This is a genomic window from Corynebacterium sp. MSK047 (genome assembly GCF_030232285.1).
Lineage (GTDB): Bacteria > Actinomycetota > Actinomycetes > Mycobacteriales > Mycobacteriaceae > Corynebacterium > Corynebacterium jeikeium_D.
Genome location: NZ_JASPJI010000001.1, coordinates 146,723 through 173,228, shown reverse-complemented (window position 1 = coordinate 173,228; position 26,506 = coordinate 146,723). Strand labels below are relative to the sequence as shown.

Here is a 26,506-nt window from a genome sequence, read left to right as displayed (position 1 = left end):
GTACTTATCGCTCCTCGTTGGTGTCCGGCTTGTCCTGCCAGGCGCTGTTGTCTTCGTTTCGCTTGACGACGCCGTCTTTATCCGAATCGTGCATCTGTGCACCCTTGTCATCGGAGTTGTCGGCGTTCTTCGCGTTTTCCGAACGTTCTGTGTGTTCCGGCTGCTCGTTATCCGGCAGGCGGAATCCGCGCAGTTCCTGCTGCTGTCCCGCCGACGGCATCACCGTAGTCGGGGTGGCATCGCTGCCAGCGTTTTCCTGGCGGTGACATCCCCCCTGCCTGTCCCACGGCATCTTCGGAGGGGCAGGGATATTCGCGGGGCCGTTGCCACCGTTGCTACCAATACCGGTTGCCTTCGAGCCGAAGTCCGGGGAGCCTGCCGGGTAGTTAGCAGTGCCCGGGTGCTGGCCACGCGCGTTGCCCTGGCCATCCTGCGAACCCGGCTGGCTCTGCCCCTCCGGGCGAGGAGTCGGCGCAGGCGCCGGTGCCGGTGCGGGAGCCGAACCGTGCGTGCTGCCGGTATCCTTCGGCGGCCAACCTGGAGCGGTCCAACCAGCCGGCGGTGGGGTGCCACCGTAAACCGGAACATTCGGTCGGTCCTGCTGGGCGCCCGGCAGACCCGGGACACTAGCATTACCGGCACCAGCGGAGCCTGCCGGCCCCTGACCATTGCCGTTGTTGCCCGCGTCCTGGTTCTCTGGTTCGCGGCGGCGCACCGGCGCGAAGATGTTGACACGCTTCGGCGGTTCCTCGCCGCGCTCGATTGCCAACTCCACCGGTGTCTTCACCGGCTCGAGGCCATCGGCCGGGTGCTTAGTGTCGCTATCGAAGAAGTTCAGGCGCTCACGGGGAACGACATCGGTGAAGATAACTTCCAGATCCGGACGACGCAGAGTCTCCTTCTCCAGCAGTTTCTCAGCCAGAACATCGAGAGTGTCGCGGTTTTCCTTCAAGATGGCGTAGGCCTCGTCATGAGCCTTATTGATCAGCAAACGAACCTGCTGATCAATGGTTGCTGCCACCTCCGGAGAGTAGTCCAGAGAGCCGCTGCCACCGCGGCCAACGAACGGGTCGCCCTGCTCCTCCCCGTACTTCACCGGGCCGAGCTCCGGCGACATGCCGTACTCGGTCACCATGGCGCGAGCAATCTTGGTGGCCTGCTCAATATCGGCAGAAGCACCGGTAGTCGGCAGTCCGAAAACCAGCTCCTCGGCAGCGCGACCACCCATGGCGAAGACCAGACGGGCAAAGAGCTCTGGCAGGTTATACATGCCCTTGTCGTCCTCGGGGACGGTCAGCGCATGTCCACCAGTGCGACCGCGAGCCAAGATGGTGACCTTGTAAACACGCTCAATGTCCTTCAGCGCCCACGCAGCCAGGGTGTGGCCACCCTCGTGGTAGGCGGTGACCTTCTTCTCCTGCTCGGAAATCACCTTGGAGGTACGGCGCGGACCGCCGATAACTCGGTCGACTGCCTCTTCCAGCGCATCCGCAGTAATGATGTTGCCGTTGACGCGAGCGGTCAGCAGCGCAGCTTCATTCAGCACGTTCTGCAGATCAGCACCGCTCATACCGGCGGTGCGCTTCGCCAGCGACGTCAGATCCGCATCCGGACCCAGCGGCTTGTTCCGGGCGTGGACCTTCAGAATTGCCTCACGGCCCTTCAGGTCTGGCGCACCCACCGGAATCTGTCGGTCAAAACGGCCCGGACGCAGCAGCGCCGGGTCGAGAATATCCGGACGGTTGGTCGCAGCCATGATGATTACGCCCTGACGATCACCAAAACCATCCATCTCCACCAGCAGCTGGTTCAGGGTTTGCTCACGCTCATCATGGCCGCCGCCCATACCGGCACCACGCTGGCGACCGACGGCATCAATTTCGTCGATGAAGATAATGCACGGGCTGTTTTCCTTGGCCTGATTAAACAGGTCACGGACACGAGAGGCACCGACACCGACGAACATTTCAACGAAGTCCGAACCCGAGATGGTGTAGAAAGGCACTCCTGCCTCACCAGCGACGGCGCGGGCCAGCAAGGTCTTACCGGTACCGGGAGGACCGTAGAGCAGAACACCACGCGGAATCTTCGCGCCGAGCTCCTCGTAGCGAGCTGGGTGCTGCAGGAAATCCCTAATCTCGTCGAGCTCCTGGACGGCCTCATCGGCACCAGCAACATCCTCGAACGTATTGGTCGGAGTCTCCTTGTTCAGCAGCTTGGCGCGGTTGCCACCAAAGCCGAACATGCCGTTCTTGCCGCCTTGCATGCGGCTGAAGAAGTACATGATGACGAAGAAGAAGATCACCATCGGCAGCAGGAAGCCCAAGGTGGACATCAGGAAGGAATCCTGCGTGACCTTGGTATCGAACTTCTCCATACCCTTGGCGGCGGTGACCTTGTCAAAGACTTGGTCGGTCGCACGCGCTGGGTACTTGGTCATCACCTTCGTGACGTCCTCAGTACCCTCGACCTCCACGCCCTTCTTCAGGGTGAGGCGAATTCGCTGTTCACGATCGTCAATCTGAGCTTCCGTGACATTGCCCTTATCCAACTGGGTCAGGGCAACGGACGTATCCACCTCGCGGTATTCCCGGGAATCATCCGCCAGCTGAGTAATAGCAAAGAGGATAATCAGGATGATGCCGGCAACGGTGGCAAACCGGAACACCTTTTTCTTGTCCATACAGTGGGTTCGCTTTTCGCTCTCTACATCTATTAGTTGCTTTTATTAATTGTACGCATCAACGAGTTCTTCTCGAAGACACATCAATGACACAACGTGGGGCCAGGGCTCATGGCACCTGACCCCACAGTAGGCATAACGCATCGCAACCGAAAAAAGTTTCCAACTCCCACTTTTCATAGCTAGAAGACAGCTAGAACTGCGGGAGGGTAAGCGCGCAATGCCCGTCGTCAAGCATCGGCACTGTGCAATAAGCGCCGAAGACAGACCTAGCCCTGGTAAACGCGCGGGTGAAGCGTGCCGACGTACGGCAAATCGCGGTAGCGCTCGGCGTAATCCAGACCGTAACCGATGACGAACTCGTTCGGAATATCGAAGCCAACATCCGCAACATCCAGGCTGGTGCGCACAGCCTCTGGCTTACGCAACAGCGTAATGACCTCCAGGGAGCGCGGATTACGGTTGCGCAGGTTCTTCATCAACCAGGACAGGGTCAGGCCGGAGTCAATGATGTCCTCGACAATCACGACATCGCGTCCCTCAATATCGCGATCCAGGTCCTTCAAAATACGCACCACGCCTGACGACGAGGTGGAGTTTCCGTAACTGGAAACCGCCATGAACTCCATCTGGCTGGGAATGCTGAGCTGACGAGCGAAGTCAGTCAGGAAGAACACCGCACCCTTGAGCACTGCGACCAGAATCAGATCGCTGTCGGCATCCTTGTACTTCTCATTCACACGATGCGCCATCTCGTCAATGCGAGCATGCAGCTCCTCTTCGCCAATGAGAACTGCCTCTACCTCATCGCCGTAGGGGTTTGCGGGGACGTTGAAATCCTTCACATCATGCATCGCATTTCCTTTCCGCACTTCTATGGCGGCGTGTCGATGGAGCGTAACTGCCCCAGTGCAAGTTCAGGGTTATGGCAACCGATTGTTCTCAGCCGCCGGAAGTTGGATTGCGGCACCCTTCTTAAGGCACCGCGGGACGATTCATTACCAATTGTAGAGTGCCATCTTTTCGCTCAACGACCAACCTGGCATTTCTGTCGGCACCATCGCGACCTCGGGTCACCGGCACTTCGCCCTGTCCGTGATAGCGGTGCACGAGCGCCATCACCATGTCGAGTTGTTTACTACTGGGCTCCGCACCCGCCTGCCTCAACCAACGCGCGAGGACGCGCACCGCGATGGCGTCGTCAAGCTCAGCCACCCCTCGCACAGACAGGCTCCCGCTTGCCGACGCCACTTCCTCCCCCAGCAGCGCATGCAGAGCCGACTCGGCGTGAGCGTCCAAAAAGTCATTGTCGACTGCTGCAATCGCCGCAGTCTTAGCGAGATTTTCCGCAACTCCCGGACCCAGCTCCTGCTCCAGCAGCGGCAAAATCGTCTTTCGAACCCGGACGCGGGCGTAATGGTCGTCATGGTTGTGCGGGTCGTGCCACACCTTCAAGCCCAGCTCTTCGCAGCAGAGCTGAGTATCTGAGCGTCGCACACCGAGCAGCGGGCGCAGAATCCGAGTCCCGTCAGACCACGTGAGGTTGTCGCGGATGGCGGACAGCGCCTGCGGACCGCCTCCCCTGGCCAGCCGCAGCAAAACTGTTTCCGCCTGGTCGTCCAAGGTGTGAGCGAGCATCAGCGCCGCACCTCGAGATTGGGCGACCTCCCGTAGCACTGCGTGTCGTGCCAAACGCGCCTCATATTCGGGACCACGGTCGGAATTGTTGTTGATATCGACCGCGATAACCTCGGCCGTAGCCCCCATCCCCCGAGCAATGTGGGCGGCGCGCTCGGCAACTTCTGCAGAGCCCTGCTGAAGCTGATGATCAACTACGACGGCGTGGACTTTGCGGCCGGCCAGCGCACCCTTGGGCCCGAGAGCTTCCGCACAGGCCCCGGCGGTCAGGGCCAGCGAATCCGCACCGCCGGAAAGCCCAATGACAATACCGCTGCCCAATTCCTGCCCCACCTGCTGCACCATCGCGCGGACAGCTTGCCGAATGATGAGGAAATGAGGGCTGCGGTCCGGCCAAAAAGGTCTATCCAACGCGCCCACCACTTGCGATGGTTTCCATCGCGGTAAGCAGAATTCGCTCCTGGGTCGGGCGCGCAATCAGTTGCACCGGCAACCCAGAGGTCGGTTCCACAACGATGCCAGCCGGGAATCCCAGGTAATTCCACGTCGAGACGTAGGGAGTGAAACGCAGATTGGACAGCAGGTTCACAATCCAGGGCATGCGATGCCACGCGCGGATTCGCGGTGGGTTCTTGGCCAGAGCCGGGGTAATCAAGATGGTGTCACCCGGTAGCTCACGCTCGATGCGAGCGCCATCGCGTGCCACTTGGCGGCCATTGATTGTGAAACGCAGCAAGCGACCAATGCCGGCGTGGACTCGATTGCGCCACTCCAGGTGATCAGGGCGCGGCTCGTCGCGAAGCTGATCCGCCACCCCCGCAGTCCAGCGCGCAAGCATCGGCAGTGGGTTCAGCGGGTACGGCATGTTCTTTTCCGAGACGGCAAAGCCCTTGTCCGCGAATACTCTCGCCGCCTGTTGCGCCGCATCGACGTACTCCGGTGCAGCCTTCAAACCGAATACGGGCGCAGTGGTGTCCACGCTGACTGCGAAGTTTTCAGGCAGGGTTTTCGCCGGGTCCTCCGCATCCACTATGCCATTTGTGAGGATCTTGGTGATCAGGCGCAAGTCATCGTTATTGACTGTGAGCACCCCTTGGACAGACATTCCGTACCAGTCATTGCCGCCCACGCGCCCCGGCATTGTTCCCGGGGTCGCCTTCAGGGTCGAAAGCCCGCAGCACGCTGCAGGGATGCGCAGTGACCCCATGCCGTCGTTGCCCTGCGCAAACGGAACCATCCCAGCAGCGACAGCCGCTGCGGATCCACCGGAGGACCCACCCGGAGTGTGCCCCGGCAGAATCGGATTGTCGACGGCCAGTCCCGGCAGCGTCGTCGTCCCCCACGTACAAAACTGCGGATTCACCGTAGTTCCCACCGCGATTGCACCGGCGCTAGTCAACTGCTGGACAAACGGGTTCTCTAGAGCGGTGTTTTCCTTCAGCGCGAATGGCACACCTGCGAGCGGCAACTCCGAGAGTTTCTCGCTTTGCTCGAGTTCCCGGGCAGCCTGCAGAGCCCTATCCGTCCACACTTCACGGAAGGCATGAATCCCTCCATCCAGTCTGGCGATAGCGTCGAGACTGCGCTGCACGCTGTCCACCGGGCTTAGCTTTCCCTCGCGAACCTGTGCGGCAATCTCGTGAACGGTTGGCAAGTTCCTAATCGCGGAAGTGTGAGAGGCCATTGCGGATTCATCTCCTCAAATTATTTTCAGTGACAAATGAATCTCAGTTTAGATATCCGCAAGGGCGCTCGCTGCCTTATCGGACGCAGCTCTTGCCGGCAACAGGCTCGCCTCGTTGGAAATCAGTGCGAACGTCAGTACCTGTCCCGACTTCGTCACCACATATCCCGCCAACGCCGAGGCTTTATTCAGCGTGCCTGTCTTCGCACGGACGATGCCCGCCCCGGACTGACCAGCAAAGCGCGTCGCCAGAGTGCCGGACACTGCCGCCACCGGCAGGCTGTCCAACAGTGGGCGCAACCGCAACGCAGTGCTTTCCGACGACTCCTGCGACTCCGCCAATCCCCCCTGCTCGGCCGATTCCACCGGACCCGCGGCCGAATTGAGCACCTCGGAGAGATGCTGCGGAGAAATACGGTTATCCGTGCTCAGGCCGCTGGAGTCCGACAGCACCGCGCCATCGAGAGGAAAACCGTGCTCCGAGAGAGTGTCACGCACGGCACGTGCGGCCCCCTCAAAGGTCGGCGGCAGGCCGCGAGAGATAGCCACCTCACGGGCAATGGACTCGGCAAGCACGTTGTCGCTATAGTTCATCATCTCGTGCACACGGGTAACCAGCGGTGCCGACTGCACGAGCGCGACGGGGTCTGGATCCAGAGGCAGTGACTGACCATCCTTGGCCGCATCCCTCAGGCTGCCTCCGTTTTCCGCACCAAGCGCCTTGGCCAGTGCATCAGCGGCATCCGCGGCGGGCGTGGCGCTGCGCTGCGATTCTTCATTCGTCGAATCGATACGACCGGCGTCCATCATCACCGACTCCACTGGTGCGATGTAGCCGTCCTCCAGCCCCGCACGCTCCCAGGTCTCGTGGAAACTCTCGGTGAATAGAGAGTTATCGAGATAAACCTTGCCGACCCCCTCCGGAATGACCACGGAAATCTTTTTCGCCAACTCAGCGATTGAAGCCGAGTCCTGGAAGAACCCTTCCCCGTCCTTGCTTAAGGTGGGGTCACCCCCGCCGTGCAAAACGATGTCGTTAGTCCCCGTAACCCGGGAGACACGGGTGGAAACCCGATGATCTTCACCTAAGTCCAACAGTGCGGCAGACGCAGTGAGAATCTTCATGCTGGACGCCGGCATGGCCACCGCGGTGTCATTGACCCCCCACAGCTTCTGGCCGGTCGAAGCATCGCTGACAATTCCATGCAGCTCACCGAAGGCTGGATCGGCCGCAGCAGCGTCCATGATGGCGCTGACTTTTTGAGCCAGAGCGCCGTCGTCAAGCGAAGACTGCGCCGCCGTCACAGGAGCAGAGACATGACTGACCGCGGGCGGTGCATCGACAACAATCTGACGATTGTTATTGACGACAACCGCTACGCCGCTGCCCGCTGCGATAACGAGAACACCGGCGATGGCACCGCCGATTTTGAGTCCGCGCGACTTCTTGGATTTGCCGGATTTTACGGAACTGGGCGAATTTTGCGTGCCCTTAGCGGCGGTTTTGGAGCTGTCAGAGTCGGTACTACCCACGGTCACAAACACCTTCTTCCTGGAAACAAAACCTCACTTAAGGTGCACAAATAAACGGTTTTGAGCGGGTTTCGCATAAGATAGCCGTCAGAGAAGTGTACACCGATTATAAGGAGTCATCGCCGTGAGCGTTGAGGTCACTATTGAGATCCCGAAGGGTCAGCGCAACAAGTACGAAGTCGACCACGAGACCGGCAAGGTCTACCTCGACCGCTACCTGTTCACCCCAATGGCCTACCCGGCCGACTACGGCTTCATCGATGAAACCCTCGGCGAGGATGGCGACCCGTTGGACGCTCTCGTGATCCTGCCGGAGCCGGTTTTCCCGGGCGTTATTGTCAAGGCTCGTCCGCTCGGCGTTTTCAAGATGACCGACGAGGCCGGCGGCGACGACAAGCTGCTGTGCGTCCTGGATGATGTCCGCTTCGACCACTACCAGGACATCGACGATGTTTCCCAGTTCACCAAGGACGAGATTGAGCACTTCTTCGTCCACTACAAGGACCTGGAGCCGGGCAAGGAAGTTTCCGGTTCGGGCTGGGGCGACAAGGCTGAGGCTGAGCGCATCCTGGCTGAGGCTATCGAGCGCCACAAGTAAGAGCCACAAGTAAGAATTGCGCTAGCCAATCTCCCTTTCTGGGGCTCGCACCTTTGACGCAGTTCCTGTGATTCAGCGCTACGGCCGTCGGAGTTTTCCTCCGGCGGCCTTTGTGCTTCCGGCGATAAGGCCAGATTGCGTATAGTGCGCACTATGGAAACCGTAAACGTATCCGAAGTACCCGAAGACGCACAGATCATTGACGTCCGCTCACAGATGGAGTGGGATGACGGCCACGCCACCGGCGCCGTTCACATCCCCATGGAAGAGATTCCGTCCCGCTACGGCGAGCTGGATTTGGATTCCGACATTTACCTGATGTGCCGCTCCGGTGGACGTGCCGCTCAGGTTTCTTCCTGGTTGGAGAAGAACGGTATCGACACCATCGTCATCACCGGCGGCATGATCGACTGGGAGCACTTCGGCCGCCCAATGGAGAAGGCCAACTAAACCAACTACAACTGCCCTGCCTACCCGCAGGGCAGTTTTTCTTTTATCTACCCACCCCAAAGCACCGACGTTCTAACAATCCGCAGGCAAACAGGGACATTATTAGTTGGCCATGTCCCATTATTGACGGTTCCCCAGATTGTCTAGTATGGGAAGTATGTCTGATTCATCCGTACTTTCCTCGGCGGACTCAGCCGACACCAGCGGTGGTGTGGCAGCCGACGTAGACGCGAAGGTGTCTGCTGTCGACGCACAGAGCGGCACCAAGGCGAAGAAGGCTCGCAAGGGAGCGAAAGCCAAAAACAAGGCCAGCGCTAAGTCCAAGTGCAAGCCCGGCTCCGCAAGCGAACCCGCCGTCGCACCGGCCGCCCTGCGCAAATCCGCGTCCTGGTGCCTGGCACAGCTCGATGCGGCTGTCCGTGCCAGCGTCAACGCGGCTCTTGGCCGCACTCAGATTGAGTCGATTTCCATCCGCGGTTATTGGGTTCTGGAGGCCATCGCCGATGGCGGCGACATGGCTCAAACCGAGCTGAGCGCGCTGCTCGGCATGGACCGCTCTGACATGGTTCGCCTGATTGACTCTCTGGAGTCGGCAAATCTAGTCGAGCGCACCCGAGACTCCAAGGATCGTCGCCGCCAGCTCATCGCACTGACAGAAACGGGCAACACTACCCGCGCATCTCTGCGACGCTCACTCCGCAGAGCCGAGCGCGCCGCCGTCGCCGAATGCGCACCCGAGGTACGCGCGCTGCTTGCATCGCTTGCCGACGACTCCGCTGCAAGCCCCGAAACTGACTCCGGCGCTCCGCTTTCTGACAATGCCGGCGCAAAGAACCCCGAGACCGCTACCCCAGAGGTCACGGCCACTGAGACAGACACCAAGGACATGGCGGAGAATAAGACGCAGGCGACGTCGTCAAGCGATGCCCCACGTCCTAAACGTAAGAAGTCGAAGAAGAAAAAGCGCAAGAAGAAGAATAAGAAGGGGTCTTCTAAGTGACAACCACTGAAGCGAAGTTCCTACGCGCTACGGAACAGCCGCTTGAGCGCACACTCATTGACATTGTCCGGGCGACCGCGCGAAGGTTCCCCGAGGCTGAGGCCATCGATGACGGCGAGGTTGTCGTCACGTATGCGGAGTTGATCAACGAGATTGATTCCACAGCTACGTGGCTCTACGAACAGGGCATCCGTCGCGGCGACCGCATTGGTGTGCGGATGCCGTCGGGAAGCCGCGAGCTCTACCTGGCAATTTTGTCCATCATGGCCGCCGGTGCCGCCTACGTTCCGGTGGATGCGGATGACCCCGACGAGCGTGCAGAAATGGTCTTCGGCGAGGCCGGTATCGCCGGTTACTTCGATGCTGAAGGCCTGCATTTGGCTGGCTCCACGGCACGTAATCGCCCCCGCCCGCTGGACTCCGACGCCGACTCCGACGAGGAAGAGACGGAACCGACGCCGCCGAGCGCACGCGAGATCATCTCGCAGGAGCCCACTCCTGACGATGACTGCTGGATTATTTTCACCTCTGGCTCCACCGGCAAGCCCAAGGGCGTGGCGGTCACCCACCGCAGCGCCGCCGCTTTTGTCGATGCGGAGGCCCGCTGGTTCTTGGCCAACCACCCGGAAGGACCGCTCGGCCCGGATGACCGCGTTCTCGCCGGCTTATCCGTCGCCTTCGACGCCTCCTGTGAGGAAATGTGGCTGGCCTGGCGAAATGGCGCTTGCCTGGTGCCAGCCCCGCGTTCACTGGTGCGCTCCGGCGTGGACCTGGGGCCATGGTTGATTTCCCGCCACATCACCGCTGTTTCCACGGTGCCGACACTGGCCGGCCTGTGGCCTGCCGAGGCACTCGACAGCGTGCGCCTGCTCATCGTTGGCGGCGAGGCCTGCCCGCAAGAGCTGGTCGAGCGCCTGTCCACTCCAGAGCGCGAGATGTGGAACACCTACGGCCCCACCGAGGCCACCGTCGTGGCCTCCGGCATCGAGCTGAGGCCCGGCAAGCCCGTGACCATCGGTTTTCCTCTGGACGGCTGGGACCTCACCGTCATCGACGAGGAGGGCAACCCCGTCCCACCGGGCACCAAGGGCGAGCTGGTCATCGGCGGTGTGGGACTCGCACGCTACCTGGACCCGGAGAAGGACGCCGAGAAGTACGCACCGCTGCCAGCTCTCGGTTGGGAGCGCGCGTACCGCACCGGCGACCACGTCATCATGGATGAGGACGGACTGTACTTCACCGGCCGCGTCGACGATCAGGTGAAAATCGGCGGGCGCCGTATAGAGCTCGGCGAGGTCGAGGCGCACCTGGCTGCCCTCCCCGGCGCTACTCAGGCGACTGTCGTGGTGCAGAAGACCGGTGCTGGCGATTCCATCCTGGTCGGCTACGTCGGCGCCGGTGGCGACGCCGCAGCCATGGACTACGACAAGTGCATGGATACTCTCCGCGATGCCATGCCAGCCGCGATGGTGCCACGCCTGCACATCATGGATGAGCTGCCGGTTCGTACCTCCGGCAAGGTCGACAAGGCGGCGTTGCCGTGGCCACTGCCTGCGCGTGCGGGTGAGGGCGACGTCGACAAGCTGAGCCCTGTGGAGAAGTGGCTGTCCGACATCTGGGCGGACGTGCTGTCCGTACCTGCGCCCGGCGCGGCCTCGGACTTCTTCGCCCTGGGCGGCACGTCCTTGGCGGCGGCGAGCGTCATTGCGCGCATTCGCCAGCGCGCCCCGCAGGTCGCCGTGCGCGATCTCTACGACCACCCGCGCCTGGGCAATCTCGCTGAAGAGCTGGTCGCGCGCGGTTTCATCAGCGACGACATGCTTGCCGACGACGCCAGCGACCCCACCGCTCACCTGGAAAAGGTACCCGAGCCGACGCCTGTCTCCCGTAAGACCCGTTGGGCCCAGGTGGGCCTCATGGTGCCATTGCAGTGGGCACGTGGCATGCGCTGGGTAACGTGGCTTGCGATTATCAACTGGGTTATCGGCGGACCGCTGGCGCTACCAGGCTGGTTGGTGGCCGTACTGGCCGTGCTGTTCCTGACCCCGCTGGGGGTCATGCCCATCAACGCGGCGACGACACGCCTGCTCACGCGCAACATCACCCCGGGTGATTACCCGCGAGGCGGTTCGGTACACCTGCGGCTATGGGCGGCCGAACGCCTGGCGGAGAGCTCTGGCGCCCACTCTGTGGCGGGCGCTCCGTTCGTGCTGTGGTACGCCCGCATGCTGGGTGCCCGCATTGGTAAGGGTGTGAATCTGCACGCGCTGCCGCCGGTGACGGGTCTGGTCAAACTGGATGATTACTGCTCGATCGAGCCGGAGGTAGACCTGTCCGGATACTGGGTCGATGGCGATGTCGTCCACGTCGGCGAGGTCACTATTGGCAAGCACGCCCGCATCGGTGCCCGTTCAACGCTGCTGCCCGGCGCGCGTATTGGCAATGACGCTCACATCGAGGCGGGCTCCACCGTCACCGGTGAGAAGAAGGTCAAGGCTGGCGCGCGCTGGTCGGGTTCCCCGGCTCGCAAGGTCGGTCGGTCCAAGCACCGCTTCCCGGAGGAAGTTCCGCCGGCTCGCCGCCACTGGGTGGCTATCTACGGTCTCACCGCTGTCTTGCTGACATTGGTGCCGCTGTCCGCTGCGGTCGCGATGGCTGCTGTCATCGGTTGGGGCACGGGGCTTATCGACGGCACCACCGAGCTAGCCACCTCGAATCTCTGGTCAACGCTGGGCAGTGCCGTGCTGTGGACTATTCCCGCCACCTTCGTCGGTGTTGCGGTGTATGCCCTGCTGACGCTGATTCTCGTGCGCCTGTTCAGCATCGGTCTGAAGTCGGGAGTGTTCCCGGTGCGTTCGCGCGTGGGTTGGCAGTCCTGGGCGACAATTCGCCTGATGGACGCTGCTCGTCATGACTTGTTCTTCATCTACGCCTCCATGCTGACTCCACTGTGGCTGCGTGCGCTGGGTGCCCAGATTGGTCGCGACAGCGAGGTCTCCACCGCGATTGGTATTCCGAAGTTCTTGCACGTCAAGGACGAGTCCTTCTTGGCTGACGACACCATGGTCGGCAGCTACGAGCTCGGCGGCGGTTGGCTGCTGGTGGGCGACTCCCGCATCGGCAAGCGCGCCTTCCTGGGCAACTCCGGCATCACGCTTCCGGAACGCAAGCTGGCGAAGAACTCACTGGTGGCCGTGCTGTCCTCTACTCCGAAGAAGACCAAGTCCGGCTCCAACTGGTGGGGTTCGCCGCCAGAGCGCATGCGCCGTGTGGGCACTGTCTCCAGCGATGAGTCGGCGCAGACCTACCGTCCGACTACGGGATTGAAGGTCGCCCGCGGCATCGTCGAGACACTGCGCGTCCTGGCACCGATGGTCTCTCTCATGCTGGCGACGATCACGCTGTTTAGCCTGCAGGGAATTGTTATGTTCACCGCGGAGCTGGTCACTGCAGGTGGCGTTGGCGCTGCCCTGCTCGGCCTGGTGGTCGCGTGGCTGCTCTCCCCTGCCGTGCTACTGATTGTTGGTGTGCTGGGGCTGCTCATCACGGTCGTGGCCAAGTGGGTGTGCGTCGGCAAGCACAAGCCGGGTGATCACCCGCTGTGGAGCAAGTTCGTCTGGCTCAATGAGCTGCAGGATACGTTCGTCGAAATGGTCGCCGCGCCGTGGTACCTGAACCCGGCGATGGCCACCGGCGGCATCGCACGCGCAATGCGACTGCTCGGCGCGAACGTTGGCCACGGGGTGTGGCTGGAGACGTACTGGCTGCCCGAGACCGACCTGGTCACAATCGAGCGGGGTGCCTCTGTCGGCCGCGGTTGTGTCGTTCAGACGCACCTGTTCACCGACCGTGTGATGACGCTCGACACCGTCCACATCGGACACGGCTCCGTGCTGGGACCGCACTCAGTCGCACTGCCGGCATCTGTGCTTGACGACGGCTGCCGCGTCGAGCCCGGTTCTCTCGTCATGCGCGGTGACCACGTTCCTGCGCACACCTCCTGGCGAGGTAACCCAATTGAGCCAGTAGTGGCCAAGAAGAAGTAGGGCTGCGCGGGTGGAGTGAAAGCCACCCGCGAAAACTCTTCCCCTATTTTGTGAAATCCTTTCGTATTGCAATCCAACCATTTACCCTAATTCCTATGACTATTTTCCCTGACAAAAATGGTTTGGATCAGCCAATTACCCCACTGCGATTTCTAGAGCGCAGTGCCCGCGTCCACCCGAACAAAGTTGGCTTCGTCGACGGCCCACGTCGCATCACCTTCGCCGAAATGGCCGCCGACGCGCAGGCCTTCGCACATGCACTTATCGACGATGGCCTGCAGAAAAACGACCGGGTCGGCGTGCTCGCGGCAAATAGTTACGAGGCACTCCTCGCACAGTTCGCTATTCCATTGGCAGGTGGCGTCGTTGTCGCTATTAATACTCGCCTGGCTGCGAAGGAAATCGAATACATCCTCGAGCATTCTGAAATCACCACGCTGCTCGGTGAACAAGCTTTGATTGACCAAGCGCTTCCGACAGTCGGGCACCTACTTAAGCAGGTCATCTACATCGCAGACGGCGAAGGCAACGAACCCGAGATTGTTGGCACCTCGGCATACCAGGCTGAGAATACGGCCGCTGTTACCTTTAGCCAGTACTTGGCTGGGGACGACGTCGTCAAGCGTGGGAAGAATCGTCCGAACCTGCCCTACAGCGTCGATGACGAGCACGACCCCATTGCCATCAATTACACCTCGGGCACGACGGGAAAACCGAAAGGTGTGGTGTACACGCATCGCGGCGCATATCTGAATGCGCTTGGCCAGGTGCAGACTATGCACTTCAATCACTACACCGTTTACCTGTGGACTCTGCCGATGTTTCACTGTTCCGGCTGGTGTACCGGGTGGGCAGCGATGTCGACCAGTGCTCGCCAAGTTGCGATTCGCGCCGTCCGCGGGCCGGAAATGTGGCGCCTTATTGTAGAGGAGGGTGTTACCTCAATGTGCGGTGCGCCTGCTGTGCTGACCACACTCGTCGATGACGATAACAAGCGTCGCGTCACCAACCTGCGCATTATGACTGCAGGCGCACCGCCGAGTCCGACAATCATCACGCGCTGTGAAAATATTGGCGTCGAAATCACGCACGTGTATGGTCTCACTGAGTCTTACGGCCCCTTCACGGTCTGCGAGTCCCAACCCGATTGGAAGGACATGACCGTGCGTCGCCGCGCCGTCCTCAAGGCTCGCCAGGGTGTCGCTACCGTAACTAACCAGGACGTTCGCATCGTCGAACAATCCGACGCACTCGATACACCTCTGATTGACGTACCTAACGACGGTGCCACCATCGGCGAAATTATTATGACTGGCAACGGTGTCATGAATGGTTATTTCAAGGACCCCGAGGCCACCGAACACGCGTTCCGCGGCGGCTGGTTCCACACCGGCGACCTTGGTGTTATGCATCCGGATGGCTATATTCAGCTGCTCGACCGCGCAAAAGACGTTATCGTCTCCGGCGGTGAGAACATCTCTACTATTGAAGTCGAACAGGCTGTGGTCAGCTACCCAGATGTATCCGACTGTGCTGTCATCGGCGTGCCGGATGACAAGTGGGGCGAGCGTCCACGCGCCTACGTTGTATTGCGCCCGGAGGCTCGCTGCCAGGGCACCGCGGAAGAAGTTGCCGAGCACCATAAGAACGTGGCCGAAGTTGTCATTGCCCACTGTCGCGCTCATATCGCCGGTTACAAGATTCCACGCGATGTTGTCGTAATTGATGAGTTGCCGCGAACCTCCACCGGCAAGGTGCGCAAGAATGAGCTGCGCGACCTAGCCTGGGCAAGCGAAAAGACGCGCATTAAGGGGTAACAGAGGGTCGAGGTCATTGCTCCTGCGGAGCTTCTACTTTGGAACTCATAGCCAGTCGAATGCGATTAAGCTCGTAGTCATAAAAGCTATCTATCCCACCTCTTTTCAAGGAGTGACCTCGAGTGACACAGGCTTCCGAAACTTCCCTGAGGGGCGCCAAGATTCCGTTCGATGGCCCGGTCCAGTCAGGCGTTGAACAGCCCGGCCAAGCACATCTCCGCCTCGTCGCATTCGATTTGAAGGACGGCGTCGACGCAGCAGATCTGAAGGCACTGTTCTCCTCACTTACCGACGTTGCCCGCCGCCTCACCCAAGGCCAGGACATCGAGGGGTATCTGGAACCGGAAATGGTTGCAGCCACTGCAAACCTGACCATTACCGCAGGTTTCGGTGAGCGCATCTTCGATGTGCTCGGCAAGCCAGAGCGCAAGCCGGCTGGTCTGCACGATATCCCGTCATTCCAGCATGACATGCTCCGCCCTGAGTGGGGTCAGTCTGACTTCGCTCTGCAGTTGTGCGGTGATGATCTCGTCACCGTTTCGGCCGCGTCCCGTCTACTGGAAAAGAAGGCGGCTCCGTGGGCTCGCGTGAAGTGGTTCCAGAAGGGCTTTTCCTACGCCTGGGGTTCGCAGCCTCACGGCGCTACCCCACGCAACCCGCTGGGCCAGCTTGACGGCACCGTCAACCCGTCCACTCCGGAGGAATGGTCCGAACAGGTGTGGATTGACTCCAAGGACAAGGCGATTAACAACTCCTGCGTGATGGTTGTTCGCCGTATTGCGCTCGACTTGAACAGTTGGGATGAGCTCAGCACCGACGAACGCTCCATCGTTATCGGTCGTGACTTCCACACCGGCGCTCCTCTTTCCGGCGGCAATGACGAGTTCGATGAAGAGGACATGGATGCCGTCGATGACCAGGGCGAGTATCTCATCCACCGCCAGTCTCACTTGGCGCTTTCCCGTGAGCAGGATGGTCAGCCTGACGACGCCCTGCGTCGCCGCGCCTATGCCTACGAAGACCAGCCCGGTGAGCCGGCCTTCCCGTTCGAAGGACCGAACGTTGGCCTGGTCTGGGTTGCATTCCAGAAGAACCCGGACAACCAATTCAGTGCAATCCAAGCCCGTTTGGATCGCGGCGATTTGCTCAATGAGTGGAACCGTCACATCGGCTCCGCTGTGTATTGGATTGCCCCTGGCACTACCCCGGATTCCTACTGGGGCCAGGAGTTGATTGAGGGGTAGAGGCTGCAAGCTGGCGGCGAAAAACTGACTTGGCGGGCTAAAGTCTGACGGACTAAAAAGCTGACGGGCTGCAATGCTAGCTGGCCGACGCATCCGACGACTTGTGGCCACGCTATTCACCTATCGATGCGCTGCAGCGTGGCCACAAGTGAATAGCGCATCGACAAGTGAGAGGGCCTGGCCCGCAGCTTGCGCATAAGTGCCGAAAAACCATCGATAAGTCCCCGAAAACTGGCCATAAGTGACGGACAAGCCAACAACCTGCCCCTGCTTCAACCCAAGCCCCACTCCAACCCAGGGTTAAGTGACAAAACGTCCGCATCCCCAAAAGTGTGTCTGATTTTCAGCATATCTGCTGATCAAGCTGCATAAAACGGGCTTAAATAAGGTTCCAGACCTTATTCAAGCCCGTTTCTTGTTCAATCCACCGGAATGGCTCCTACATGTGGTAGCAGGGTCTTGGTTGTCTTTCTGGGTGACTCATAACAGACCCCGATGCCCCGTATGCACTGGGCAAATGAAGAAAAACGGCACCACAACCAAAGGGACAACCAGGTGGCGGTGTAAAAACCCTGACTGTGGAACCTCCACCACACACCGCCGCCTCGATCAGACCCAGACCCGGGATTTCAAAGCGTTTCACGCCTACGTCACCGGCACTGCTTCTTTAACCGAGGTCGCCGACACCTTGCACGTCTCCCGGCGCACGCTCGACCGCCGGTTCACCTCGTTGTGGCTCATCGATGTCCCCAGTACCCCAGCCCCCCAACCGAATCTACGACCAAATCTTCATCGACGGCACCTACGCCGACGCCGGCTGCCTGCTCGTAGCCGCAAGCCGTGACCACGTCATCGCCTGCCAGCGCCACCGCCGCCAGCCATAAGAAAACGCCCGCCGAGTGCCTGAGCACTCCTGCGGGCGTTTCTTCTAGACAAGAACTTTGTCAGTCACGGACCACCGAACTAGTCACCAATCTGGTCACGGCCACGCTTAACAATCTTCGGGTCCGGAGTACCAACCAGCTCGTGGTCCTTCTCCGTGTACTCGAACTTGCTCAGCACATAACGCATTGCGTTGATGCGGGCACGCTTCTTGTCGTTGGACTTAATGGTAATCCACGGGGACTCATCCGTATCCGTGTAGCGGAACTGCTCTTCCTTTGCGCGGGTATAGTCACCCCAACGGTCCAGCGATGCGAGGTCCATCGGAGAGAGCTTCCACTGACGTACCGGGTCAACCTGGCGAATAGCGAAGCGAGTGCGCTGCTCCTTCTGGGTCACAGAGAACCACAGCTTGGTCAGCGAAATACCGGAGCCCAGAATCATGTTCTCCAGCATCGGGACCTCACGCAGGAACTCTGCGTGCTGCGACTCAGTACAGAAACCCATCACGCGCTCAACGCCCGAACGGTTGTACCAAGAACGGTCGAAGAAGACGATTTCACCAGCGCACGGGAAGTGCTCAATGTAGCGCTGGAAGTACCACGATGTGGACTCACGCGGAGACGGCTTTTCCAGAGCCACAGTACGAGCACCACGCGGATTCAGGTGCTCGTTAAAGCGCTTAATGGTACCGCCCTTACCAGCGGCGTCACGGCCTTCGAAGAGGATGATGTGCTTCTGACCAGTTTCCTTGGTCCAGTTCTGCCACTTCAGAAGCTCAATCTGCAGCTTCCTCTTAATAGACTCATATTCCTTACGAGTCATGCGCTCCTCGTACGGGTAGCCATCGCGCCAGGTATCAACCCGCTCACCGTCTGGAGTGACCAGTACCGGATCGTCCTCATCAGAATCATCGACGACGTAACCTTCGGTCTTCGCCAAATCGACGATGTGGAATTCCTCTTCATTCTTGTCAGCCATACCCCTTATCCTACTGAATTTCTCTGCCACGCGTCCCCCATGCGGGTGCCCTTACCTGCAATTTCCCAGTAGTTAACGTTCCGTCTTACCGAAATTGAGGGGTGGGACTGCACGCAGCGACCGTCGATAAGCACTGCGCGTACAATAAATGCCATGTTGTTATCCGAAGCTCTTGCCGCACGATCCGAAGTTTCCGACCGGCTGGCTGAGATTAATCGCCGTCTTTCGCTAGTAGCGCAGGTGCAGGAAGGCGATACGCCTGATGAAGATCCGCAAGCGCTTATTGCCGAAGCCGAGCGTCTGATGGCGCGCTTCGAATGGCTGGTGCGCTCGATTAACGCAACGAATTCCGCTACTGCCTTCGAGGACGGAACGCTTAGCGACGCACTTGCGAAGCGCGACCACCTGCTAACACGGCGGCGGTTCTACACCTCCGCAGCCGATCAGGGCTCGGGTCGGCGGGATCGATACTCAGCTTCGGAGATTCGCTATGTCGCCACTGTGGATATCCGGTCGCTGCGCCAGAAAGCCGACAAGGCGGCGAAGGAATACCGGGACTTGGATACCCGTATTCAGCAGGCGAACTGGTCAACCGAGCTTATCGAGGCCGCGGATAAGCCGGCCGAATAGCAAGCAGGGTTCGGTAGCGAAGCCAGAAGAATTTCACACTTTGATAAGTCGGTAGTTGCATCCAGATTGTCGGCGAGCGCGACGGCCTGTCTCTGGCCTTAAAGGGACACCTAAAGATCTCACCTGTACTGAGGCAGCAGGATTAATAACAGACAGTCCTCGGCATTGCGTACATGGGTACAGATCATCGGTTATTTTTCACTACCAAGCGCTGAGGCATCTGATGCGACGAGGGTGGGTTCGGGGACTTAAACTTTCTCAAGTTACAGAGCAAAATCGCCGCTGAGGGACACCCCTCAGCGGCGATTTTTAAGGCTAACTCAAGCAGTTGGGACCTCTTTTAGAAGCCCATGCCGCCCATCTCGTCGCCACCCGGCATTGCCGGCATAGCCGGTTCCGGCTTGTCAGCGACAACAGCCTCGGTGGTCAGGAACAGAGCCGCAATGGAAGCGGCATTCTGCAGTGCGGAGCGGGTAACCTTCACCGGGTCGTTGATTCCGGCTTCCATCAGGTCGATGTACTCACCGGTAGCAGCGTTCAGACCCTCGCCCTGCGGCAGGGAAGCAACCTTCTCGGTAACGACGCCGGCCTCGAAACCAGCGTTCAGAGCAATCTGGCGCAGCGGAGCTGCGAGAGCCGCACGCACGATGCGGACACCAGTTGCCTCGTCGCCGGTCAGACCCAGCTCGTCGTCAAGCACGTGCGAAACCTGCAGCAGTGCGGAACCGCCACCAGCGACGATGCCCTCCTCCACAGCAGCCTTTGCGTTGCGGACGGCATCCTCGATGCGGTGCTTGCGCTCCTTGAGCTCGACCTCAGTTGCGGCGCCAGCCTTGATAACTGCAACACCGCCGGCGAGCTTAGCCAGACGCTCCTGCAGCTTCTCCTTGTCGTAGTCGGAGTCGGAGTTCTCGATCTCAGCGCGGATCTGGTTGACACGGCCCTCGATAGCGGACTGCTCGCCAGCGCCCTCGACGATGGTGGTCTCGTCCTTGGTGACGACGACCTTGCGAGCGCGACCCAGCAGCGGCAGGTCAGCGGTCTCGAGCGACAGTCCGACCTCCTCAGAGATGACCTGGCCATCGGTCAGGATAGCCATGTCCTGCAGCATTGCCTTACGGCGGTCGCCGAAGCCCGGAGCCTTCACAGCGACAGACTTGAAGGTGCCGCGGATCTTGTTGACGACCAGGGTGGACAGAGCCTCACCCTCGACGTCCTCAGCAATAATCAGCAGCGGCTTGCCGGACTGCATGACCTTCTCCAGCAGCGGCAGCAGGTCCTTGATGTTGGAGATCTTGCCGGAAACCAGGAGGATGTACGGATCCTCCAGAACGGCCTCCTGGCGCTCCATGTCGGTGGCGAAGTAACCGGAGATGTAGCCCTTGTCGAAGCGCATACCCTCGGTCAGCTCCAGGTCGAGACCAAAGGTGTTGGCCTCTTCCACGGTAATGACGCCTTCCTTGCCGACCTTGTCCATAGCGGTGGCAATCAGCTCACCGATAGCCGGGTCAGCAGCGGAGATACCAGCGGTAGCAGCAATCTGCTCCTTGGTCTCAATGTCCTTAGCGGACTCCAGGAGCTTCTCGGTAACAGCCGTGACAGCCTTCTCGATGCCGCGCTTGATGCCCATCGGGTTGGAGCCAGCAGCAACGTTGCGCAGACCCTCGGAAACCAGAGCCTGAGCCAGAACGGTAGCGGTAGTAGTACCGTCACCAGCGACATCGTCGGTCTTCTTGGCAACTTCCTTGACCAGCTCAGCGCCGATCTTCTCGTAAGGATCCTCAAGTTCGATTTCACGTGCAATGGAGACACCGTCGTTGGTGATCAGCGGTGCGCCCCACTTGCGCTCGAGGACTACGTTGCGACCCTTCGGGCCCAGCGTAACCTTGACAGCGTCTGCCAGGGTGTTCAGACCCGTTTCGAGACCGCGGCGGGCCTCCTCGTCAAATGCAATCATCTTAGCCATGAGGTTTGAAGAATCCTCCGTCTATTTATGTGGCACTTACATTGGAAGTTGACCCAGGCGCCCGCGACGGCATGTGATTCGAGGGAAGCGCCGCCCTCTCCATCACCGGAGTCAACACTGTACTTTTTAACGACTTTGCAACACTTGTTTCAGCCTGCGCTGCAGTATGTGCTGCAGTTTGCTGCAACTCGCATACAACGCACACATACACAAGGTGTGAAGTTGTTTTTATTAGCACTCAATTAGAGCAAGTGCTAATTCACTTTTTTAGCACTCAACCCCATCGAGTGCAAGGTTAAGCGCCGCAACTCCCAACGCCAATACCACTCCCGACGTCACTCCCAACGTCATCATGGTTGTGCGCCTACACTGTCGCACATGAGCATTATTAATAAGGAACTCACGGACGCCCTGCGAGACCACATCTCCAGCCAACGCGAGACCATCCGCACCCAGCTGACCGAGCTGGTGGCTTTCCCTTCCGTACACGGCACCGAAGAAACCAAACAGGCTTGCATTGACGCAGCTCAGGCGGTTACCAAGATGTACGCAGAGCTGGGCATCGAACTGAAGGCGCACCACACCGTCGACGGCTCGATTGCACTGTCGGGTTTCGTCCCCGCGTCGTCGGAAAGCGCGAAGACCGTACTGCTCTACTCCCATTACGACGTCCAGCCGGCGGGCGACGAGTCCGCTTGGACCGCAGATCCGTGGACACTCGACGAGCGCGACGGTCGCTGGTACGGCCGCGGTACTGCCGACTGCAAGGGCAACGTGGTCATGCACCTGGCTGCGCTGCGCGCGCTGCGCGACGACGCTCTTGCGGGCCACGTCGACATGCCAAACATCAAACTCATCGTGGAGGGCTCCGAGGAGCGCGGGTCGGCGGGCCTGAACAACCTCATCGCCACACAGCCAGAGCTTTTCGACGCCGACGTCATCCTCATTGCGGATGTCGGCAATGCCGAGGTTGGCCAGCCGACGCTCGTGACCACTCTGCGCGGCACCGCCGATGTGGAAGTACGCGTCGATGCGCTGGAGCAGCCGGTTCACTCGGGCATGTTCGGCGGCGCAGCCCCGGATGCGCTGGCGGCACTGATTCGCATGCTCGACAGCCTGCGCGATGAAAATGGCTTTACTTCTATTGATGGACTGGACTGCTCGCAGCGGTGGGAGGGCCTGGACTACTCGCCAGAGACTTTCCGCGCTGACGCCGGCGTGCTCAATGGAGTGGGCCTGATTAGCAACGAGGACACTTCCGTCTCCGATCTGACCTGGGCGCGCCCGTCGGTGATTGTGACCGGCATCGACTGCCCACCGGCAACCAATGCTGTCAACGCGATTTCGTCGACCGCCATGGCGCACATTAACTTCCGCATCCCAGGCGGCGTTGATCCGGCTGAGGCGCAGGACGCGCTGGAAAATCACCTGCGCGCACATGCTCCGTGGGGCGTGAAGGTGACGGTCGAACGCGACGAGCTGGCTAACCCGTTCCGGGCCAACGTTGAGGGCAAGGTTGTGCAACTGGTCGCTGACAGCCTGTCGGCCGCCTATGGCAAGGAGACCGCAAGCATGGGCGAGGGCGCCTCAATTCCGCTGTGCGCCACCCTGCTGGACGCCGTACCAGGTGCTGACATCGCGCTTTACGGCGTGGAGGAGCCACAGGCTCGCATCCACTCGGCTGATGAATCGGTCGACCCGAACGAGATTCGCGACATCGCTATTGGCGAGGCGGTTTTCCTGGCCTCTGTCAACGGAATTTAACGGGGACAGCAAAGAATCCACCAAAGATATTGATTGAATGACTTGTGTCACATCTTTTACCTGTAGTAAGGTTCCACCCATGCAGCAGAACATTCTTATTCGAGTAGCGAAGGCTACGAACCCCGGTGGAGGCCGACAGGACTGACCCCTCCACACGGGGTCTCTGGCCGCAACTTCTCAAAGCACTTGGTTGGTCCGCCACTCACAGCAAAAGCAACTAAGCAAAGGACCAGAAAAGAATGTTTCCCACTCGCACCCAGAAGAACATGTCCACTTCGACGACGTTCACGGGCAAGCGCCCTTCGTTGGAGCACCAGGACGACGGCAATGTGCGAACTTATTCCGACGATCCATTTAGGGCTCGATTCGGACATCGCCTGCCTCGAGGCTTAAGGCAAGAAGCTCGTGGCATGAACTGGCAGAAGTTCAAGGACACCTACTCCCCCACGAGCGGCCCGGTTCAGATCAAGAATTTCGAGGCAACCCGCGGCACCCTGGGGCGCTGGAATTTCAACGCTGACTTAACACTGACCGACAAGGACGACCACACCCACACCTTCACCCAGGAGATTACCGCTATGGGGCCGGTGTCGGCTTGCACTAATCTGCTGGCTGATGCAGGTTACCGCGTGGAAATCGTGGAATTCCACCAGTTCGAAATCTTCGAAGCTACCGCTACCTTTGTCTATGCAGGTCACAACAATGACCATGTGTGGACCATGGGCTTCGGCCAGACTCCGGAGGCTTCCGTGCTCTCCGCTTTGGTCTGCGCTGCTAACCGCCTGCATGGGTAGGACGCGGATGCTGCTCGTTTAGTAAACGGGGGGGGGGAATGCGACCGGGGAAGCCCAACGCATGTGGGCCTCGAGCATTCGCGTTTTAGCGCTTCAGCCCCGCGATCATGGTCTTCAAGTTGCTGCGCAGGAAATCCTCGTAGGTTCCCGCGACCGTGCCCGGCTTGCCGAGCTCATCGGAGTGCAGTGGCTCGTCGAAGATCGGAATCCCGGCCTCCTTCGAGACGGTCTTCATGGGGCGCGTATCCACGTTCGACTCCACGAACAGGTGCTTCGGGCGCTTGTCCTTCAGCTGGCGCACGAGGTGTCCGATCTGCGCGGGGGAGCCGTTTTCATCCGTGTCGATCTGCCAGATATACAGCTGCTCCATGCCGTAGGTGTCGACCATGTATTGGAAGGCATGTTCACTGGCCACGAGCACACGATCCTCCTTCGGCAGCGCACCGATCTGCTCGCGGTAGTCGGCGTCGATGCTCTCCAGCATGGCCTTGTACTCCGCCCCCTTCTCCTCGATGTGCTCGGCACGCTCGGGCAGGGCCTCGGCCAGCGCCGCGGTCACGTTCTCGGCCATCGCGATGCCGACGGTCGGGTCCAGGAAGGCGTGCGGGTTGATCTCCTGATTGCCCTTTTCGTCCTTGAGGTACTTCGGTTCCACGCCCTTGGTGGCCTCGACCATCTGGGAATCGTCCAGGCCCGCGGTGTTTTTCAGTTTCGCGAGCCAGCCGTGCTCACCGCCCTCGAGGTTCAGCCCGTTGTAGAACAGCAGGTCGGCGTCGCTCGTCGCATCCAGGTCCGCGGGCAGGGGGTCGTAGTCGTGCGGGTCCGTGCCGGTCGGCACGAGGTTATGGACGTCCACCGCCTCGCCGCCGATCTCCTCCACCAGGTCCGCCAGCAGCGTGAAGGTGGTGACGACGTTCAGCTGCTCACCGTCTGCCTTCTCCTCCGTCGAGAAGGTCACGGCCCCGAACACGAGGGCACCGCCCACCAGGAGGGCCAACAGCGCGGCCAGTGGCTTATTGCCCAGCGAGCGAGCAATCAGTCCCTTGCCTGGCGCGAAGAGGAAAGCCAGCAGGAACAGCGCGCTGGCGGTCAGCACGATCGTCACGCCGGAGGACACGTTGTAGCTATAGCTCAGGAACAGCCCCACTACGGAGCTGAGCGCCGAGATCGCCACTGAAAGCCCGATCATCACTCCCAGCCGGTTCGTCAGCAGGTACGCCGCCGACGCCGGAGTGATCAGCAGGGAGACCACCAGGATCACGCCCACCGTCTGCAGGGAAATGACCGTCACCAGCGTGAGCACCACCATCAGCCCGTAGTGGATTGCCCGCACGGGCACGCCAGCCGACTGCGCCATGACGGGGTCGAAGGTGCTGAGCTTGAGCTCCTTGTAAAAGACCAGCGTGAGAATCAGCACGGCAGCGGCAATACCGATCGAGAGGTTGCGGTCGGCGTCCTGAACGGTCAGGACGTTGCCGAAGAGGATCTCCGTCAGATCCGTCGCCGTCTGCGCTTTCGCCATGAGCAGCACGCCGATCGCGAAGAAGGTGGAAAAGACGATGCCGATCGCCGAATCGTTCTTCACAGTGGAGCGTTCGCTGATCAGCCCGATCGCCAGTGTGGCGAGTAGACCCGCGACCACCGCCCCGAGGAAGAGGTTCGTGCCGAGCAGGTAGGAGGCCGCGACCCCCGGTAGTACGGCGTGCGAGATGGCGTCGCCGATCAGGGCCATGCCGCGCAGCACGATGAAGCTGCCGACGATGCCGCAGGCCACGCCCACGATCACCGAGGTGATCAGCGCTTTTTGCAGGTAGCCGTGGCTGAGTAGTGAGTCGAGGAACTCCGCGATCATGCTGTCTCCTCCTGGAGGGCTGCCTGCCGTGGCGTGGGGTGGGCTGGTGCTGACGGCTCGCGGATGACGAGCGCGCCGAAGGCCTTCTGCAGCACGTCGGGGACGAAGACCTCCTCGGTGGGACCCGCCGCGACGAGCTCGCCGTTGAGGACGATGAGGTCGTTGTAGTAGCCGCGCACCGTGTTCATGTCGTGGTGCACGACGACGACGTGCTTGCCCGCGTCCGCCATCTGCCGCAGCAGGGTCACGATCGTCTTCTCGCTGGGGACGTCGATGCCGACGAAGGGCTCGTCCAGGAAGATGTACTCCGCGTCCTGGACGATGGCGCGGGCAAAGAGGACGCGCTGGAACTGTCCGCCCGAGAGTTCGCTGATGTGGCGGTGGCGAAAGTCCCACATGTCGACGTCCTTGAGAGCCTGGGTGGCTGCTTCGCGTTCGGCCTTGCCGGGGCGGTGGAAAAGACCCAGGCGCGGGTAAGTGCCCATCAGGACGGTGTCGAAGACGCTGGTGGGGAAGTTGCGGTCGAGGTCAGAGCGCTGCTCGATATAAGCGATTGCGCGGCGCTGCTCGGCGGGGGCCTTGCCGTCGAGGGTGACGGGGTAGCCGGCAGGGGCGCCGGTGGGGCCTGTGCCGTGGACGTTGTGTTTGTCCAGGATCTGGAGCATCGCCTTCATGAGGGTGGATTTGCCTGAGCCGTTGGGGCCGATGATGCCGTGCATGCCGGGGGAGTCGAGGGTGAAGCTGATGTTCCGAATCGCGGTGTTCGCGCCGTAGCTCACGCTCAAGTTCTGGACGCTAATACTCATGGCAGCCAAGAATAGTGGTCAGTTCAATGAACCACCAAGTTCAATGTATTGACCTTTGGGGTGGGGTGGTGTTGGGGGGGGGGGGAAATAAGGACATGGCACCGGTGCGGAAGGACTATCAGAGGCATTTGTCCAGTA

18 protein-coding genes and 1 pseudogene are annotated in these 26,506 nt (G+C 60.4%); 10 read left to right on the top strand and 9 right to left on the bottom strand.

All coding sequences use genetic code 11. The features are described from left to right. Positions 1-4 precede the first annotated feature (4 nt). The 5 genes from ftsH to dacB all read right to left on the bottom strand — a co-directional run bounded on the left by ftsH (position 5) and on the right by dacB (position 7,538). Entirely contained in the window at positions 5-2,683 is a 2,679-nt protein-coding gene (gene ftsH / locus QP981_RS00680) for an ATP-dependent zinc metalloprotease FtsH (protein WP_284857199.1), read from the bottom strand. Positions 2,684-2,952: 269 nt separating this feature from the next. Beyond that, positions 2,953-3,537 carry a hypoxanthine phosphoribosyltransferase gene (hpt, locus tag QP981_RS00675; RefSeq protein ID WP_016421490.1) on the bottom strand — a complete coding sequence of 195 codons (585 nt, stop codon included), beginning with the start codon at positions 3,535-3,537 and terminating at the stop codon, positions 2,953-2,955. A 121-nt stretch (positions 3,538-3,658) separates the two neighbouring features. Next, positions 3,659-4,732 (bottom strand): tRNA lysidine(34) synthetase TilS, encoded by a 1,074-nt coding sequence (gene tilS / locus QP981_RS00670; RefSeq protein WP_284857200.1) that lies wholly within the window; start codon positions 4,730-4,732, stop codon positions 3,659-3,661. Next, positions 4,725-6,005, bottom strand: a complete 1,281-nt coding sequence (locus tag QP981_RS00665; protein ID WP_016421492.1) for an amidase family protein — start codon at positions 6,003-6,005, stop codon at positions 4,725-4,727. The genes tilS and QP981_RS00665 overlap by 8 nt, the downstream gene beginning before the upstream one ends. A 48-nt stretch (positions 6,006-6,053) precedes the next feature. Then, positions 6,054-7,538 carry a D-alanyl-D-alanine carboxypeptidase/D-alanyl-D-alanine endopeptidase gene (gene dacB, locus QP981_RS00660; RefSeq protein ID WP_284857201.1) on the bottom strand — a complete coding sequence of 495 codons (1,485 nt, stop codon included), beginning with the start codon at positions 7,536-7,538 and terminating at the stop codon, positions 6,054-6,056. Between the two features lie 124 nt (positions 7,539-7,662). Between dacB and QP981_RS00655 the strand changes: the two genes are divergently transcribed. From QP981_RS00655 to QP981_RS00625, 7 genes and pseudogenes are all read left to right on the top strand, one after another. After that, positions 7,663-8,136: an inorganic diphosphatase gene (locus tag QP981_RS00655; RefSeq protein WP_005510088.1), complete on the top strand. Its 474-nt coding sequence runs from the start codon at positions 7,663-7,665 to the stop codon at positions 8,134-8,136. Positions 8,137-8,289: 153 nt separating this feature from the next. Beyond that, positions 8,290-8,586, top strand: coding sequence for a rhodanese-like domain-containing protein (locus tag QP981_RS00650; protein ID WP_016421494.1), 297 nt, complete (start codon positions 8,290-8,292; stop codon positions 8,584-8,586). Positions 8,587-8,743: 157 nt separating this feature from the next. Beyond that, entirely contained in the window at positions 8,744-9,586 is an 843-nt protein-coding gene (locus QP981_RS00645; RefSeq protein ID WP_284857202.1) for a MarR family winged helix-turn-helix transcriptional regulator, read from the top strand. Then, on the top strand, positions 9,583-13,632 hold the full coding sequence (locus QP981_RS00640; protein ID WP_284857203.1) for a Pls/PosA family non-ribosomal peptide synthetase: 4,050 nt from the start codon (positions 9,583-9,585) through the stop codon (positions 13,630-13,632). The genes QP981_RS00645 and QP981_RS00640 overlap by 4 nt, the downstream gene beginning before the upstream one ends. 95 nt (positions 13,633-13,727) lie before the next feature. Next, on the top strand, positions 13,728-15,449 hold the full coding sequence (locus QP981_RS00635; RefSeq protein WP_187404875.1) for an AMP-binding protein: 1,722 nt from the start codon (positions 13,728-13,730) through the stop codon (positions 15,447-15,449). A gap of 122 nt (positions 15,450-15,571) precedes the next feature. Continuing rightward, positions 15,572-16,693: a Dyp-type peroxidase gene (locus QP981_RS00630; RefSeq protein ID WP_070603911.1), complete on the top strand. Its 1,122-nt coding sequence runs from the start codon at positions 15,572-15,574 to the stop codon at positions 16,691-16,693. Between the two features lie 475 nt (positions 16,694-17,168). Next, positions 17,169-17,550: pseudogene (locus QP981_RS00625) on the top strand (transposase-like zinc-binding domain-containing protein); the annotation flags it as partial. A gap of 106 nt (positions 17,551-17,656) precedes the next feature. On the opposite strand, the gene ppk2 reads toward QP981_RS00625, so the two are convergent. Further along, positions 17,657-18,556: a polyphosphate kinase 2 gene (ppk2, locus tag QP981_RS00620; protein ID WP_005510168.1), complete on the bottom strand. Its 900-nt coding sequence runs from the start codon at positions 18,554-18,556 to the stop codon at positions 17,657-17,659. 153 nt (positions 18,557-18,709) lie between these two features. Between ppk2 and QP981_RS00615 the strand changes: the two genes are divergently transcribed. Next, positions 18,710-19,186 carry a DIP1984 family protein gene (locus QP981_RS00615; protein ID WP_070437789.1) on the top strand — a complete coding sequence of 159 codons (477 nt, stop codon included), beginning with the start codon at positions 18,710-18,712 and terminating at the stop codon, positions 19,184-19,186. Between the two features lie 340 nt (positions 19,187-19,526). Here the strand turns inward: QP981_RS00615 and groL are convergent, their stop codons facing one another. Then, positions 19,527-21,152, bottom strand: a complete 1,626-nt coding sequence (gene groL / locus QP981_RS00610; protein WP_038626677.1) for a chaperonin GroEL — start codon at positions 21,150-21,152, stop codon at positions 19,527-19,529. 378 nt (positions 21,153-21,530) lie between these two features. On the opposite strand from groL, the gene QP981_RS00605 reads away from it, so the two are divergent. Both QP981_RS00605 and QP981_RS00600 read left to right on the top strand, forming a co-directional pair. Beyond that, positions 21,531-22,916 (top strand): dipeptidase, encoded by a 1,386-nt coding sequence (locus tag QP981_RS00605; RefSeq protein ID WP_049171925.1) that lies wholly within the window; start codon positions 21,531-21,533, stop codon positions 22,914-22,916. A gap of 239 nt (positions 22,917-23,155) precedes the next feature. Continuing rightward, the gene (locus tag QP981_RS00600; protein ID WP_048731724.1) at positions 23,156-23,710 is read left to right on the top strand and encodes a 2-isopropylmalate synthase; all 555 of its coding nucleotides are present in this window, start codon (positions 23,156-23,158) and stop codon (positions 23,708-23,710) included. 85 nt (positions 23,711-23,795) lie between these two features. Here QP981_RS00600 and QP981_RS00595 read toward each other — a convergent pair whose 3' ends face one another. Beyond that, complete coding sequence (locus tag QP981_RS00595; protein WP_222865187.1) at positions 23,796-25,562, bottom strand: metal ABC transporter solute-binding protein, Zn/Mn family; 1,767 nt, start codon at positions 25,560-25,562, stop codon at positions 23,796-23,798. After that, a complete protein-coding gene (locus QP981_RS00590; RefSeq protein ID WP_035006260.1) occupies positions 25,559-26,368 on the bottom strand; it encodes a metal ABC transporter ATP-binding protein in 810 nt (269 codons plus the stop codon). Before QP981_RS00590 ends, QP981_RS00595 begins: the two co-directional genes overlap by 4 nt. Positions 26,369-26,506 lie beyond the last annotated feature (138 nt).

Bases quoted from the DNA above. Each gene is read 5' to 3' on its own strand.
- ftsH (WP_284857199.1), bottom strand. From the start codon at position 2,683: ATGGACAAGAAAAAGGTGTTCCGGTTTGCCACCGTTGCCGGCATCATC.
- hpt (WP_016421490.1), bottom strand. From the start codon at position 3,537: ATGCATGATGTGAAGGATTTCAACGTCCCCGCAAACCCCTACGGCGAT.
- QP981_RS00665 (WP_016421492.1), bottom strand. From the start codon at position 6,005: ATGGCCTCTCACACTTCCGCGATTAGGAACTTGCCAACCGTTCACGAG.
- QP981_RS00650 (WP_016421494.1), top strand. From the start codon at position 8,290: ATGGAAACCGTAAACGTATCCGAAGTACCCGAAGACGCACAGATCATT.
- QP981_RS00645 (WP_284857202.1), top strand. From the start codon at position 8,744: ATGTCTGATTCATCCGTACTTTCCTCGGCGGACTCAGCCGACACCAGC.
- QP981_RS00635 (WP_187404875.1), top strand. From the start codon at position 13,728: ATGACTATTTTCCCTGACAAAAATGGTTTGGATCAGCCAATTACCCCA.
- ppk2 (WP_005510168.1), bottom strand. From the start codon at position 18,556: ATGGCTGACAAGAATGAAGAGGAATTCCACATCGTCGATTTGGCGAAG.
- QP981_RS00615 (WP_070437789.1), top strand. From the start codon at position 18,710: ATGTTGTTATCCGAAGCTCTTGCCGCACGATCCGAAGTTTCCGACCGG.
- groL (WP_038626677.1), bottom strand. From the start codon at position 21,152: ATGGCTAAGATGATTGCATTTGACGAGGAGGCCCGCCGCGGTCTCGAA.
- QP981_RS00605 (WP_049171925.1), top strand. From the start codon at position 21,531: ATGAGCATTATTAATAAGGAACTCACGGACGCCCTGCGAGACCACATC.
- QP981_RS00600 (WP_048731724.1), top strand. From the start codon at position 23,156: ATGTTTCCCACTCGCACCCAGAAGAACATGTCCACTTCGACGACGTTC.
- QP981_RS00595 (WP_222865187.1), bottom strand. From the start codon at position 25,562: ATGATCGCGGAGTTCCTCGACTCACTACTCAGCCACGGCTACCTGCAA.
- QP981_RS00590 (WP_035006260.1), bottom strand. From the start codon at position 26,368: ATGAGTATTAGCGTCCAGAACTTGAGCGTGAGCTACGGCGCGAACACC.